A 12,705-nucleotide genomic window follows, 5' to 3' on the forward strand; every position below is an offset into this window, starting at 1 on the left:
TTGCCGATGAAATCGTTTGAAGTGAATTTTGATGGTCTGGTCGGACCGACGCACAACTACGGCGGGCTGTCCTACGGCAACGTTGCTTCGCAAAGCAACAGCCAGCAGGCGTCCAACCCGCGGGAAGCGGCGCGTCAGGGCCTGGCGAAAATGAAGGCGTTGATGGAGATGGGCTTCCAGCAGGGTGTTTTGGCCCCGCAGGAGCGTCCGGACGTGGCCGCGTTGCGTCGCCTGGGCTTTGCCGGCACTGACGCGCAAGTGATCGAGCGGGCAGCCAAAGAGGCCATGCCGCTGCTGGTCGCCAGTTGCTCGGCATCGAGCATGTGGGTGGCCAACGCCGCCACGGTCAGCCCGAGTGCCGACACCGCTGACGGCCGCGTGCATTTCACCGCCGCCAACCTCAACTGCAAATACCACCGCAGCATCGAGCACCCGACAACCAGTCGCGTGCTCGGCGCCATGTTCGCCAATTCGCAGCACTTTGCCCACCACGCGGCGCTGCCGGCCGTGGCGCAGTTCGGTGATGAAGGCGCGGCCAACCACACGCGCTTCTGCCGCAGCTATGGCGAGGCCGGCGTCGAGTTCTTCGTCTATGGCCGCAGCGCCTTCGACACCCGTTATCCGGCGCCGCAGAAGTACCCGGCGCGCCAGACCCTCGAAGCCTCGCAAGCCGTCGCACGCCTGCACGGGCTGAGCGAGGAGGGTGTGGTCTACGCCCAGCAGAACCCGGCGGTGATCGACCAGGGCGTGTTCCATAACGATGTGATCGCGGTGGGTAACGGCGAAGTGCTGTTCTACCACGAGGACGCCTTCCTCGAGACGGAGGCGATGCTTGCCCAACTGCAGGCTAAACTGGCTAAACGGGGCGGTAACTTCAAGGCGATCTGCGTACCGCGCTCGGCTGTCACGGTAGAGGACGCAGTGCGTTCCTACCTGTTCAACAGCCAGTTGCTGTCTCGCGCCGATGGTTCGATGCTGCTGATCGTGCCGGAAGAGTGCCGCAACAACGAGCGGGTCTGGGCTTATTTGAGCGCCCTGACCAGCGCCGGCGGGCCGGTTGGCGAGGTCAAGGTCTTCGACCTCAAGCAGAGCATGCAGAACGGCGGCGGGCCGGCGTGCCTGCGCTTGCGCGTGGCATTGAATGAAACGGAACTGGCGGCGGTCAATCCAGGCGTTATCATGACCGCACCGCTGTACGACACCCTGACCCAGTGGGTCGACAAGCACTACCGCGATCGCCTGAGCGAAACCGACCTGGCCGATCCGCAGCTGTTGCTGGAATGTCGTACGGCACTGGATGAGCTGACCCAGATCCTCAAACTGGGTTCGGTCTATCCGTTCCAACTCCAACCTTGAGAGAGAATTCGACTATGTCCGACGCCCTGCAGCTGATCCTTGAAGATGACGATGGTACCCAGCTGGAAACTTCCTGCACCCGCTTTGCGGTGGTCTGGCAAGGCAAGGAGGTATGGATTCAGCAGGATGGCCGTGGTCAGCTGCTGATCGGCGTCGACGTCGAAGAAGACGACACCGAGTACGCCAACCTGCTGCTGCGCCCACTGGCCACCAACCTGGTGAGCCTGCAGCTGGAAATGGAACCGGCCGATGCCGGCGACGATGATGATCACGTCCATGGTCCTGATTGCGGCCACCATCACTAAGGAATAGCCCATGCTCGCCCTCGGCAAACTGCTTGAACTGACCCTGGCCGGTCGCGAACCGGCAGAGAAGACCCAGCTGACTGTCGACGGCGTACGTATGCGCTGGCTCGGTGAGGGCGCCCTCGAAGTGCGCCCACCCGAAGCCCGTGACAATGGCCTGGACCTGCTGTTGTCGGCAGGCATCCATGGCAACGAAACCGCACCGATCGAGTTGCTCGATCGGCTGCTGCACGACATCGCCCGTGGCGATCTCAAGCCTTGTGCCCGTATTCTCTTCCTGTTCGGTAACCCCGAGGCGATTCGCCGCGGTGAGCGTTACATCGAGCAGGACGTCAACCGCCTGTTCAATGGCCGCCACGATCAGACCAGTGGTGCCGAAGCCCTGCGTGCCTGTGAACTGGAGCGCCTGGCGGCGACTTTCTTCAGCATCCCTGGGCGCAGTCGCCTGCATTACGACCTGCACACTGCCATTCGCGGGTCGAAGATCGAGCAGTTCGCCCTCTATCCGTACAAGGACGGTCGCCAGCATTCGCGCCGCGAGCTGGCGCGCCTGGGCGCGGCCGGCATGGAGGCGGTGCTGCTGCAAAGCAAGGTCTCGATCACCTTCACCGCTTATACCTATGAGCAGCTTGAGGCCGAAGCCTTTACCCTGGAGCTGGGCAAGGCACGGCCGTTCGGGCAAAACGCTCAGGTCAACCTCGAGCGCCTGGAAACCCGCCTGAAACAGATCATTGAAGGCACTGAGCCTGAAGCGCCTGAAGCACTGGATGGTTTGCAGCTGTTCAGCGTGGCTCGCGAAATCATCAAGCACAGCGAGCACTTTCGTCTGAACCTGCCCGCGGATATCGAGAACTTCTCCGAGCTTGAGCCAGGCTACTTGCTGGCCGAGGACATCGCCGATACGCGCTGGATCGTCGAGGAGCAGGGCGCCCGCATCATCTTCCCCAACCCCAAGGTCAAGAATGGCCTTCGGGCGGGGATCCTGATCGTCCCCGCCAACCCCGAACAGCTGGGCTGATTGAGTGGGGGCAGGCTTGCCCCGCGATTGCGATCTACCTGCTGCATCGCATCGTGGGACAAGCCCGCTCCTCCAGCGGCATTCTCAGCCGGCCATCTTCTGTGGCACTTCATTGCGGCGCAGAGCGCGCAACTTCTGCAAAGTATCGGCACAGGTCTTGGCCGCCTCGGCCCCCTTGACCAGGAAATGTTCGAAGTAGAAGTTCTGGTGCTCATCGCCGGCATGGAAGTGGTGCGGGGTCAGCACCACCGAAAACACCGGTACTTCGGTTTCCAGTTGCACCTGCATCAGGCCGCTGATCACCGACTGGGCAACGAACTCGTGGCGGTACAGGCCGCCATCGACCACCAGGCCGGCGGCGACGATACCGGCGTAGCGACCGCCACGGGCCAGCAGCTTGGCGTGCAGGGGGATCTCGAAGGCGCCGCCGACTTCGAAGAAGTCGATGTCGCTGGCCTGATAGCCTTGTTTACCCATTTCCTCGACAAAGGCCTTGCGTGCCTGGTCGACAATTTCCTTGTGCCAGCAGGCCTGGATGAAGGCGATGCGCTCGTGGGAAGGGTTCTTGCTATCGATTGCGGTGGGTTGCATTGAAACGGACTCCTGTTTGTATGAGAAACAGGGCGCTGGATCGAAGGGGATTTCGCCGTGCAGGTGCACAACGACAGGCGCGGCTGCACCTATCCCGTTCTCTCTTTATCCGGACTATGACCGTCGGCCCCGGAATCACACCGGGTCTGCTGACCTTGCAGGCTGGCCTGCAAGCGCTCGCGGGCTATGCGCGTTGCGCGCAATTACCGCCGGTGGGGAATTGCACCCCGCCCTGAGAACGTTGCCGTCGATACTCGGCGGCGGGGAATTATTAGCACAGATGTCAGGTAAACGTATAGGCTGCTAACGTTTTTTCCCGGATGAATGACATTTCATCCGGGAAACCTTGCCAATTGCTGTGTGCGGCCCCAGTAATACCGTGTCACCAGATCAAAATCAGGCCCGTAGAGGCCCGGCGGGGTGGCGGTGAGCGGTTTTTCGCTGTCGTTGTCGTTGCAGGCCGTCCAATTGACGGTTTCTATAGCATAAACACACTGCACCCAAGCCGAAGGCCCGATATAATGCGGCCCTTTGCCGTCGTTTCGTCAATTTGACGCAAGCATTTGCCTTAAGGCCGCCGTTTCCGTGGAAGAACCTATGAAAAGCGCAGAAATCCGTGAAGCCTTCCTTCGCTTCTTCGAAGAGCAGGGACACACCCGAGTTGCCTCCAGCTCCTTGATTCCGGGCAACGACCCGACCCTGCTGTTCACCAACGCGGGGATGAACCAGTTCAAGGACTGCTTCCTTGGTCAGGAAAAGCGCGCCTACACCCGCGCCACCAGCAGCCAGAAGTGCGTGCGCGCCGGCGGCAAGAACAGCGACCTGGAAAACGTCGGCTACACCGCCCGTCACCACACCTTCTTCGAAATGCTGGGTAACTTCAGCTTCGGTGACTACTTCAAGCGTGACGCCATCACCTACGCCTGGACCTTCCTGACCAAGGTGCTGAACCTGCCGGAAGAGAAACTCTGGGTCACCGTCTATGCCAGCGACGATGAGGCATACGACATCTGGACCAAAGAGATCGGCGTGCCGGCCGAGCGCATGGTGCGCATTGGTGACAACAAGGGCGCGCCATACGCCTCCGATAACTTCTGGACCATGGGCGATACCGGCCCGTGCGGCCCGTGCACCGAGATCTTCTACGACCACGGCGCCGACATCTGGGGCGGCCCACCCGGCTCGCCGGAAGAAGATGGCGATCGCTACATCGAGATCTGGAACAACGTCTTCATGCAGTTCAACCGCACCGCCGATGGCGTGCTGCACCCGCTGCCAGCGCCGTCGGTGGATACCGGCATGGGCCTGGAGCGTATCAGTGCGGTCATGCAGCACGTGCACTCGAACTACGAGATCGACCTGTTCCGCAACCTGCTCAGCGCTTCGGCCGCCGCCATTGGCTGCGCCAACCAGGAGCAGTCGTCGCTCAAGGTGGTGTCCGACCACATCCGTTCCTGCAGCTTCCTGATTGCCGACGGCGTGCTGCCGTCCAACGAAGGCCGTGGCTACGTGCTGCGCCGCATCATCCGTCGCGCCTGCCGCCACGGTAACAAGCTGGGCGCCACCGGCAGCTTCTTCTACAAGATCGTTGCCGCCCTGGTGGCCGAGATGGGCGAAGCCTTCCCTGAGCTCACGCAGCAGCAGGCCAACATCGAGCGCGTGCTCAAGGCTGAAGAAGAGCAGTTCGCCAAGACCCTGGAGCAGGGCCTGAAGATCCTCGAGCAGGACCTGGCCGAGCTCAAGGGTACCGTGGTACCGGGCGACGTGGTGTTCAAACTGTACGACACCTACGGTTTCCCGATGGACCTGACCGCCGACATCGCCCGCGAACGCGAGCTGACCATCGACGAGGCAGGCTTCGAGCGCGAGATGGAAGCCCAGCGTGAGCGCGCCCGTTCCGCCAGCGCCTTCGGCCTGGACTACAACACCCTGGTCAAGGTCGATGTGGCCACCGAGTTCACCGGCTACAGCGCCACCGAAGGCAGCGCCAACATCGTTGCTCTTTATAAGGACGGTAAAGTCGTCGAACAGTTGGGCGAAGGCGAGGAGGGCGTGGTCATCCTCGACCGCACGCCGTTCTACGCCGAATCCGGCGGCCAGGTCGGTGACACCGGCTACCTGCAGGCCGGCAATGTGCGCTTTGACGTGCGCGACACCACCAAGACCGGCGGCGCCTTCCTGCACCACGGTGTGGTGGCCAGCGGCACCCTGGTCGTCGGTACTCAGGTGCAGACCCGCGTCGATGCCGATGTCCAGCACGCCACCTCGCTGAACCACTCCGCCACCCACCTGCTGCACGCGGCGCTGCGCCAGGTGCTGGGCGATCACGTACAACAGAAGGGCTCGCTGGTCGATAGCCAGCGCCTGCGCTTCGACTTCAGTCACTTCGAGGCGGTCAAGCCAGAGCAGCTCAAGGCCCTGGAAGACATCGTCAACCGCGAAGTGCGCAAGAACTCCGAGGTGCAAACCGAAGAGACCGATATCGAAACCGCCAAGCAGAAGGGCGCCATGGCGCTGTTCGGCGAGAAGTACGGCGACAGCGTGCGGGTGCTGAGCATGGGCGGCGATTTCTCCGTCGAACTGTGCGGCGGTATCCACGCCAAGCGTACCGGTGATATCGGCCTGCTCAAGATCATCAGCGAAGGTGGCGTGGCCTCCGGCGTACGCCGGATCGAAGCGGTCACCGGCGCTGCCGCACTGGCGTACCTGAACGCTGCCGAAGAGCAGCTCAAGGAAGCCGCGCAACTGGTCAAGGGCAGTCGCGACAACCTGATCGACAAGCTCTCGGCCGTGCTCGAGCGCAACCGCCAGCTGGAAAAACAGCTGGAGCAACTGCAGGCCAAGGCCGCCAGCGCTGCTGGCGACGACCTGTCCAACGCAGCCGTCGAGGTCAAGGGCGTCAAGGTCCTGGCCGCGCGTCTCGATGGCCAGGACGGCAAGGCGCTGCTGGCGCTGGTCGATCAGCTGAAGAACAAACTCGGCCGCGCAGTGATCCTGCTCGGCAGTGTCCATGAGGAAAAGGTCGTACTGGTTGCCGGTGTGACCAAGGACCTGACTGGCCAACTCAAAGCCGGTGATTTGATGAAACAAGCCGCTGCCGCGGTGGGTGGCAAGGGCGGTGGTCGTCCGGACATGGCGCAAGGTGGTGGCGTAGACACCGCAGCGCTGGACAACGCGCTGGCCCTGACCGTGCCATTCGTGGAGCAGGGCGTTTAAGGCGTACATCGGCCCGCTGTCTAGTGGCGGGCCATGGCGTCGTTTGAATGTTTATTGGGTGCCCTTCATGGGCTGAGGCGGCTTTGAAATGGCGTTGATCGTACAGAAATTTGGCGGTACCTCGGTCGGCACAGTCGAGCGAATCGAGCAGGTTGCCGACAAGGTCAAGAAGTTCCGCGAAGCCGGCGATGACCTGGTGGTTGTACTGTCGGCGATGAGCGGTGAAACCAATCGCCTGATCGACCTGGCCAAGAAGATCAGCGATCAGCCGGTTCCGCGTGAACTGGATGTGATCGTCTCCACCGGCGAGCAGGTGACCATCGCCTTGCTGGCCATGGCCCTGATCAAGCGCGGTATTCCGGCGGTGTCCTACACCGGTAACCAGGTGCGGATCCTCACCGACAGCGCGCACAACAAGGCGCGTATCCTGCAGATCGACGATCAGAAAATCCGTGGCGACCTCAAGGCCGGCCGCGTGGTGGTGGTCGCAGGTTTCCAGGGTGTCGACGAGCACGGCAACATCACCACCCTTGGTCGTGGTGGCTCCGATACCACCGGCGTGGCCCTGGCGGCAGCGCTGAAGGCTGACGAGTGCCAGATCTACACCGATGTCGATGGTGTCTACACCACCGACCCGCGCGTGGTGGCCCAGGCCCAGCGCCTGGACAAGATCACCTTTGAAGAGATGCTGGAAATGGCCAGCCTCGGTTCCAAGGTGTTGCAGATCCGCGCTGTCGAGTTCGCCGGCAAGTACAACGTCCCGCTGCGCGTGCTGCACAGCTTCCAGGAGGGTCCGGGTACCCTCATTACCATTGATGAAGAGGAATCCATGGAACAGCCGATCATTTCCGGCATCGCCTTCAATCGCGATGAAGCCAAGCTGACCATTCGTGGCGTACCGGATACCCCGGGCGTTGCTTTCAAGATCCTCGGCCCTATCAGTGCCGCGAACATCGAAGTCGACATGATCGTGCAGAACGTTTCGCACGATAACACCACCGACTTCACCTTCACCGTGCATCGCAACGACTACGACAAGGCCCACAAGGTCCTGGACAAGACTGCCGCGGAGCTCAACGCCCGCGAAGTGGTGGGTGACACCAACATCGCCAAGGTCTCGATCGTCGGCGTCGGCATGCGTTCCCACGCCGGTGTGGCCAGCCGCATGTTCGAAGCGCTGGCCAAGGAGAGCATCAACATCCAGATGATCTCCACTTCCGAGATCAAGGTCTCGGTGGTTATCGAAGAGAAGTACCTGGAGCTGGCGGTGCGCGCCCTGCACACCGCCTTCGAGCTGGACGCCCCTGCCCGACAGGGTGAGTAAGGCGACTGCCTCAGGGGCGCGGCTTGGCCGCGCCCTTCGTTTTTCTGGCTGGTGTGAGAAATCTGTGCTTTTGCTCGCGCTAGTCAATACTTAGGCGTAGGTCGGCAGCCGTCACGGGTTGTAGGCTGAAGCCCTTTTTTTTGCAGACTGTTATCCCTGAACTGAATTGCGTGAGGAGAAAGCTATGTTGATTCTGACTCGTCGGTGCGCCGAGAGCCTGATCATTGGCGACGGCGAAATCACCGTGACCGTGCTCGGCGTCAAAGGAAACCAAGTGCGGATCGGGGTAAATGCCCCTAAAGAAGTGGCCGTCCACCGTGAGGAAATCTACCTGCGGATCAAGAAAGAGAAGGACGAAGAACCAACCCATTAATTTTTATCGAGTTTTTTTCAAAAAAGAGTTTGCAAACGGGGAAGGGTCTGGTTATTATACGCCCCGTGTTGCGGAGAGGTGGCCGAGTGGCCGAAGGCGCTCCCCTGCTAAGGGAGTATACCTCACAAGGGTATCGGGGGTTCGAATCCCCCCTTCTCCGCCATTATTCATGTAGGACGCTGTAATCTGCCTGAATCGCCTAAGTCGTTGAAATTAAACGAAAAAGTGGTTGGCAAAATGATTTAGCGGCCTATAATGCGCGGTAACAAATGCACTCATAGCTCAGCTGGATAGAGTACTCGGCTACGAACCGAGCGGTCGGAGGTTCGAATCCTCCTGAGTGCACCATACGACGAAGCCATTTTCAGTTTGAAAGTTGCTTCAGCTGCAACCAGAGGTGATCTGGTCCATCAAGCGCCAACCCTGCACTCATAGCTCAGCTGGATAGAGTACTCGGCTACGAACCGAGCGGTCGGAGGTTCGAATCCTCCTGAGTGCACCATACATCAAAGCCATTTTCAATTTGAAAGTTGCTTTAGCTGTAACCAGAGGTGATCTGGTCCATCAAGCGCCAACCTGCACTCATAGCTCAGCTGGATAGAGTACTCGGCTACGAACCGAGCGGTCGGAGGTTCGAATCCTCCTGAGTGCACCATACAACAGAAAGCCCGCCTATCAAGGCGGGCTTTTTGCTTTCCGGCGTTCATCTTCCGGTAAGGCGCGATACATAAACTGTCATCGTTGCCGTGCCTGCCCCGCGCCATTTTTTGCCGACCCCGATGTGTTTTTTTTCGCGTTGCCGCCGTCGCACTGTTGGCTGCACACGTTGTCACAACAATGTCTCGCAAACGATTGTTCTAGCCGCGATTTTTTCAGCACTCAGACAGCTCAAGCGGTGTATGATTGCGCCCGTCAGCCCCGCCGGGGCTTGTGGAATCCCACCATGGACTTACCCAGTAGTTACTCAATAGCAAGTTTTGCCAATCAAGAATTGACTGATTGATCCTCCCGGCGTGCTCCGCTGCTGGGAGTGGAGTTCGCCTATGACTGAAATCGAAGTAAAAAAGACGCAAGAGAGCCTGCAGGATCGCCTGGCCCAGGTGGTCGAACTGCTGCACCGTCAACGCGTGGTCGAAGACCTGACCCACCGTCAGGAAGGTCATCACCATGACCTGGTAGAAAACCTGGTTCACCGCCAGAACCTGGTCGAGCTGCAGCGCAAGCTCGACGATCTGCACTCCGCTGACGTTGCTCACATCCTCGAGGCCCTGCCGCTGGACGATCGTTTGACCGTCTGGCAACTGGTCAAGGCCGAGCGCGACGGTGACATCCTCCTGGAAGTGTCCGACTCGGTCCGTGAGACCCTGATCGCCGACATGGACGATCACGAGCTGCTCGCCGCCGCCAAGGAAATGGACGCCGACGAACTGGCCGACCTGGCGCCAGAGCTGCCCCGTGACGTTGTCCACGAGCTGATGGAAAGCCTCGATGCCCAGCAGCGCGAACGCGTGCGTTCGGCTCTGAGCTACGACGAGGATCAGGTCGGTGCGCTGATGGACTTCGAGATGGTCACCATCCGCGAAGACGTCAGCCTCGAAGTCGTCTTGCGTTACCTGCGCCGGCTCAAGGAGCTGCCAGGCCACACCGACAAACTCTTCGTGGTCGATTACGACGGCATCCTCAAGGGTGTGCTGCCGATCAAGCGTTTGCTGGTCAACGACCCGGAGAAGAAAGTCGCCGAGGTCATGGCCAGCGATCCGGTGAGTTTCCACCCGGACGAAGACGCCTACGATGCCGCTCAGGCGTTCGAACGTTACGACCTGATCTCCGCGCCGGTGGTCGACAAGAGCGATCGCCTGATCGGCCGTCTGACCATCGACGAGATGGTCGACCTGATTCGTGAAGAGAGCGAAAACGAAGTGCTGAGCATGGCTGGTCTGCGCGAAGAAGAAGACATCTTCGCCTCGGTCTGGCGCTCGCTGCGCAACCGTTGGGCGTGGCTGGCGATCAACCTGATCACCGCCTTCGTTGCCTCGCGAGTGATCGGCCTGTTCGAAGGCTCGATTGAAAAACTGGTGGCACTGGCGGCGTTGATGCCGATCGTTGCCGGTATCGGCGGCAACTCCGGTAACCAGACCATCACCATGATCGTGCGCGCCATGGCCCTGGACCAGGTTAGCCCCGGCAACACCTCGCGGTTGATGCGCAAGGAGCTGGCGGTGTCGCTGATCAACGGCCTGATCTGGGGTGGGGTGATCGGGGTGGTCGCCTACCTGCTGTACGACAGCTGGTCGCTCGGCGTGGTGATGACCGGCGCCATGACCCTCAACCTGTTGCTGGCGGCGCTGATGGGGGTGTTGATCCCGATGACCCTGGTGCGCCTGGGTCGCGATCCGGCGATGGGCTCCAGCGTGATGATCACGGCAGTGACCGACAGTGGTGGCTTCTTTATCTTCCTTGGCCTTGCCACCATCTTCCTGCTCTGATTGGCCATCAGGCAAAAAAACACCCCTCGCGAGGGGTGTTTTTTTTGCCTGGCGTTTACTGCCCTGGCTGCTTTGCAACTGGCCAGGCGTGTGATCGGCGCGCCGCAGGCAAAAAAAGCCAATGCGCGAGCATTGGCCTTGGGGGATTGAGCCGCGGAATCAGGAAGCGTCAGCGGCCATCTCGGCGTCATGGGCAATCAACGACACCAGCGCATTCTGCTGGCGATGGGAAAGCTGGCGGAAACGTTGCAACAGTTCGCGTTCGTGCAGGGACAGTTCCGGGCTGTCCAGACGCATGCTCAGTTCTTCACCCAGTGCGCCTTCCTGAATAAGGCTTTGCTCCAGGCGAGCGATGATTTCCGAGTTCATGCTGCGGTGATGGTTGCGCGCTACCTCGGCAATGCGCTCACGCATTCCGTCGGGGAGGCGGACGACGAATTTGTCAGCGGTGCGGCTTGAGTAAATAGCCTGTTTCATTGGGCGCATATAATTGACCGGTTTTAGTTCAGGGGGAAGCGGTTCTCGAAATTGGCCGCACGATGTCACTACGACCATCCCGGCGTCAAAATGTTCAACCTGAATTGTGAATGAGGTGTGAATCATGCCTCATTATCGCCGGTTCCTTGGCGTCAATTCTGTGACAAATATTGAACCGGATAAAGGCGTTTTGCCAGTACCAATTATCAGAAATGAGCACTGGTTTGAAAAGTTTTCATTTTCTCGGTTTCCGGTTATTCAGACCTTCGTCGGCTACAGCATGCAACAAGCGGAAACAGCCACGGAAAGCGTCTAGAATGCGTGTGCTTTCCTACCATTGAGCATAGTGGCTATGCAGCATGACGCAAGCGCGACGCAGCGTACAGCAACCCCGGGCCGACTGGTGTACCTGATGGGACCCTCTGGGGCCGGAAAAGATTCCCTGATTGATGCGGCGCGCAACGAACTTCAACGCCATAACGTGCACGTTGCCCGGCGCGTGATTACCCGCTCGGCCGAGGCCAAAGGCGAAGATGCGCTGGGTGTATCTGCTGAACAGTTCGAGCGCCTGAGCACCGAGGGCGCTTTTGCCCTGCAGTGGCGGGCCAACGGCCTGGCGTATGGCATACCGGTGCAGATCGATGCCTGGCTGACCGAGGGGCATGCGGTGCTGGTCAATGGTTCGCGCGTGCATTTGCAGCAGGCCCGTGAACGCTACCCGGATCTGTTAGCGGTGCTGCTGCGGGTGGATCACCACGTATTGCGCCAGCGCTTGCTGGATCGCGCACGGGAATCTGCGCAAGACATCGAGCTGCGTCTGGCGCGTGCCCAGCAGGTGAGGGTAGAGGACGGCGAGGTACAGGTACTCGACAACTCCACGTCGCTGGCCGTTGCGGTACAGCGTTTGCTCGCGCTGTTGCGCGAACAAGGCTTGCTTGGCGCGAACTGAGCCCTAGAATACCAGCCGTTCGCTGCTGACCCTGGGTGCGTTCTGTACCGGCGCGGGCTGGGTAGCGAACACCGCCAGCTGCGCCTTCATCGATGGCGCCGCCTGCGCAGGCACGGCAATACCGTCAGGTTGCACAATCAGGCCAACCAGGGCGGCCAGAGCCAACGCATTGAGCACAAGCAGGGTGCTGTTCATGGGCATACTCCGCAAAAGTGAGGGCTGACCCCGAGCCACTTTCTATGAAGTAGACAATGCACACTGCATACCAGCTTTTATTATCATTTTTTCCTTTAAAAATCAGTGGGTTGTGTTGATTTTTGGTCGGCTTTTTCGTGCAGACTGCAATGATGGCTGACTGCCTCATTGCAGATTGCACGATCAGGGCATCCGGGCGGATAAAGCCCACAGGCAAAAAGCCCCACGGATGACATGACAAACGCCGGCCTGCTGGTTAACATGCACGCCGTCCTTGCCGCGCGACGCTCGTTGCCCGCTTTGCGTCTCAGTAGCTCAATTGGATAGAGCATCCCCCTCCTAAGGGGAAGGTTGGCAGTTCGAACCTGCCCTGGGACACCATAAATTTGAAAGCCCCACACAGAGTGATCTGGTG

General features: G+C 60.1%; 12 protein-coding genes, 5 tRNA genes and 1 riboswitch. Of the genes, 14 read left to right on the plus strand and 3 right to left on the minus strand.

The window, feature by feature from the left end:
- Positions 1 to 6 precede the first annotated feature (6 nt).
- The 3 genes from astB to astE are packed head-to-tail and all read left to right on the plus strand — an operon-like array spanning position 7 to position 2,679.
- A complete protein-coding gene (gene astB, locus BV82_RS07885) occupies positions 7 to 1,356 on the plus strand; it encodes an N-succinylarginine dihydrolase (RefSeq protein WP_010226659.1) in 1,350 nt (449 codons plus the stop codon).
- Between the two features lie 14 nt (positions 1,357 to 1,370).
- On the plus strand, positions 1,371 to 1,661 hold the full coding sequence (locus BV82_RS07890) for a topoisomerase II (RefSeq protein ID WP_010226660.1): 291 nt from the start codon (positions 1,371 to 1,373) through the stop codon (positions 1,659 to 1,661).
- A 10-nt stretch (positions 1,662 to 1,671) separates the two neighbouring features.
- On the plus strand, positions 1,672 to 2,679 hold the full coding sequence (astE, locus tag BV82_RS07895; protein ID WP_010226661.1) for a succinylglutamate desuccinylase: 1,008 nt from the start codon (positions 1,672 to 1,674) through the stop codon (positions 2,677 to 2,679).
- 84 nt (positions 2,680 to 2,763) lie between these two features.
- On the opposite strand, the gene BV82_RS07900 is transcribed toward astE, so the two are convergent.
- Entirely contained in the window at positions 2,764 to 3,270 is a 507-nt protein-coding gene (locus BV82_RS07900; protein ID WP_010226662.1) for a 6,7-dimethyl-8-ribityllumazine synthase, read from the minus strand.
- A gap of 92 nt (positions 3,271 to 3,362) precedes the next feature.
- Positions 3,363 to 3,514: riboswitch (FMN riboswitch) on the minus strand.
- 353 nt (positions 3,515 to 3,867) lie between these two features.
- On the opposite strand from BV82_RS07900, the gene alaS reads away from it, so the two are divergent.
- The 8 genes from alaS to mgtE all read left to right on the plus strand — a co-directional run bounded on the left by alaS (position 3,868) and on the right by mgtE (position 10,669).
- The gene (gene alaS, locus BV82_RS07905) at positions 3,868 to 6,486 is read left to right on the plus strand and encodes an alanine--tRNA ligase (RefSeq protein ID WP_036994269.1); all 2,619 of its coding nucleotides are present in this window, start codon (positions 3,868 to 3,870) and stop codon (positions 6,484 to 6,486) included.
- A gap of 88 nt (positions 6,487 to 6,574) precedes the next feature.
- Positions 6,575 to 7,810, plus strand: a complete 1,236-nt coding sequence (locus BV82_RS07910; RefSeq protein WP_010226665.1) for an aspartate kinase — start codon at positions 6,575 to 6,577, stop codon at positions 7,808 to 7,810.
- 184 nt (positions 7,811 to 7,994) lie between these two features.
- Positions 7,995 to 8,183: a carbon storage regulator CsrA gene (gene csrA / locus BV82_RS07915; RefSeq protein WP_010226667.1), complete on the plus strand. Its 189-nt coding sequence runs from the start codon at positions 7,995 to 7,997 to the stop codon at positions 8,181 to 8,183.
- Positions 8,184 to 8,255: 72 nt separating this feature from the next.
- Positions 8,256 to 8,346: transfer RNA gene (locus BV82_RS07920), tRNA-Ser, on the plus strand.
- 108 nt (positions 8,347 to 8,454) lie between these two features.
- Positions 8,455 to 8,531 (plus strand) — tRNA-Arg (locus BV82_RS07925).
- Positions 8,532 to 8,608: 77 nt separating this feature from the next.
- A tRNA-Arg gene (locus tag BV82_RS07930) sits at positions 8,609 to 8,685 on the plus strand.
- Positions 8,686 to 8,761: 76 nt separating this feature from the next.
- Positions 8,762 to 8,838, plus strand: a tRNA-Arg gene (locus tag BV82_RS07935).
- Positions 8,839 to 9,226: 388 nt separating this feature from the next.
- Entirely contained in the window at positions 9,227 to 10,669 is a 1,443-nt protein-coding gene (gene mgtE / locus BV82_RS07940; RefSeq protein ID WP_010226669.1) for a magnesium transporter, read from the plus strand.
- 159 nt (positions 10,670 to 10,828) lie between these two features.
- Here the strand turns inward: mgtE and BV82_RS07945 are convergent, their stop codons facing one another.
- Complete coding sequence (locus BV82_RS07945; protein ID WP_010226671.1) at positions 10,829 to 11,155, minus strand: Arc family DNA-binding protein; 327 nt, start codon at positions 11,153 to 11,155, stop codon at positions 10,829 to 10,831.
- Between the two features lie 115 nt (positions 11,156 to 11,270).
- On the opposite strand from BV82_RS07945, the gene BV82_RS07950 reads away from it, so the two are divergent.
- Together BV82_RS07950 and phnN are read left to right on the plus strand one after the other, a co-directional pair.
- Complete coding sequence (locus BV82_RS07950; RefSeq protein ID WP_081492854.1) at positions 11,271 to 11,462, plus strand: hypothetical protein; 192 nt, start codon at positions 11,271 to 11,273, stop codon at positions 11,460 to 11,462.
- A 36-nt stretch (positions 11,463 to 11,498) separates the two neighbouring features.
- A complete protein-coding gene (gene phnN / locus BV82_RS07955) occupies positions 11,499 to 12,095 on the plus strand; it encodes a phosphonate metabolism protein/1,5-bisphosphokinase (PRPP-forming) PhnN (protein ID WP_010226673.1) in 597 nt (198 codons plus the stop codon).
- Positions 12,096 to 12,098: 3 nt separating this feature from the next.
- On the opposite strand, the gene BV82_RS07960 is transcribed toward phnN, so the two are convergent.
- Positions 12,099 to 12,290, minus strand: coding sequence for a hypothetical protein (locus BV82_RS07960; RefSeq protein WP_010226675.1), 192 nt, complete (start codon positions 12,288 to 12,290; stop codon positions 12,099 to 12,101).
- A gap of 304 nt (positions 12,291 to 12,594) precedes the next feature.
- Here BV82_RS07960 and BV82_RS07965 point away from each other — a divergent pair.
- A tRNA-Arg gene (locus BV82_RS07965) sits at positions 12,595 to 12,671 on the plus strand.
- Positions 12,672 to 12,705: the final 34 nt, after the last annotated feature.

Origin of the sequence: Pseudomonas donghuensis (assembly GCF_000696345.2) — a bacterium.
GTDB lineage: Bacteria > Pseudomonadota > Gammaproteobacteria > Pseudomonadales > Pseudomonadaceae > Aquipseudomonas > Aquipseudomonas donghuensis.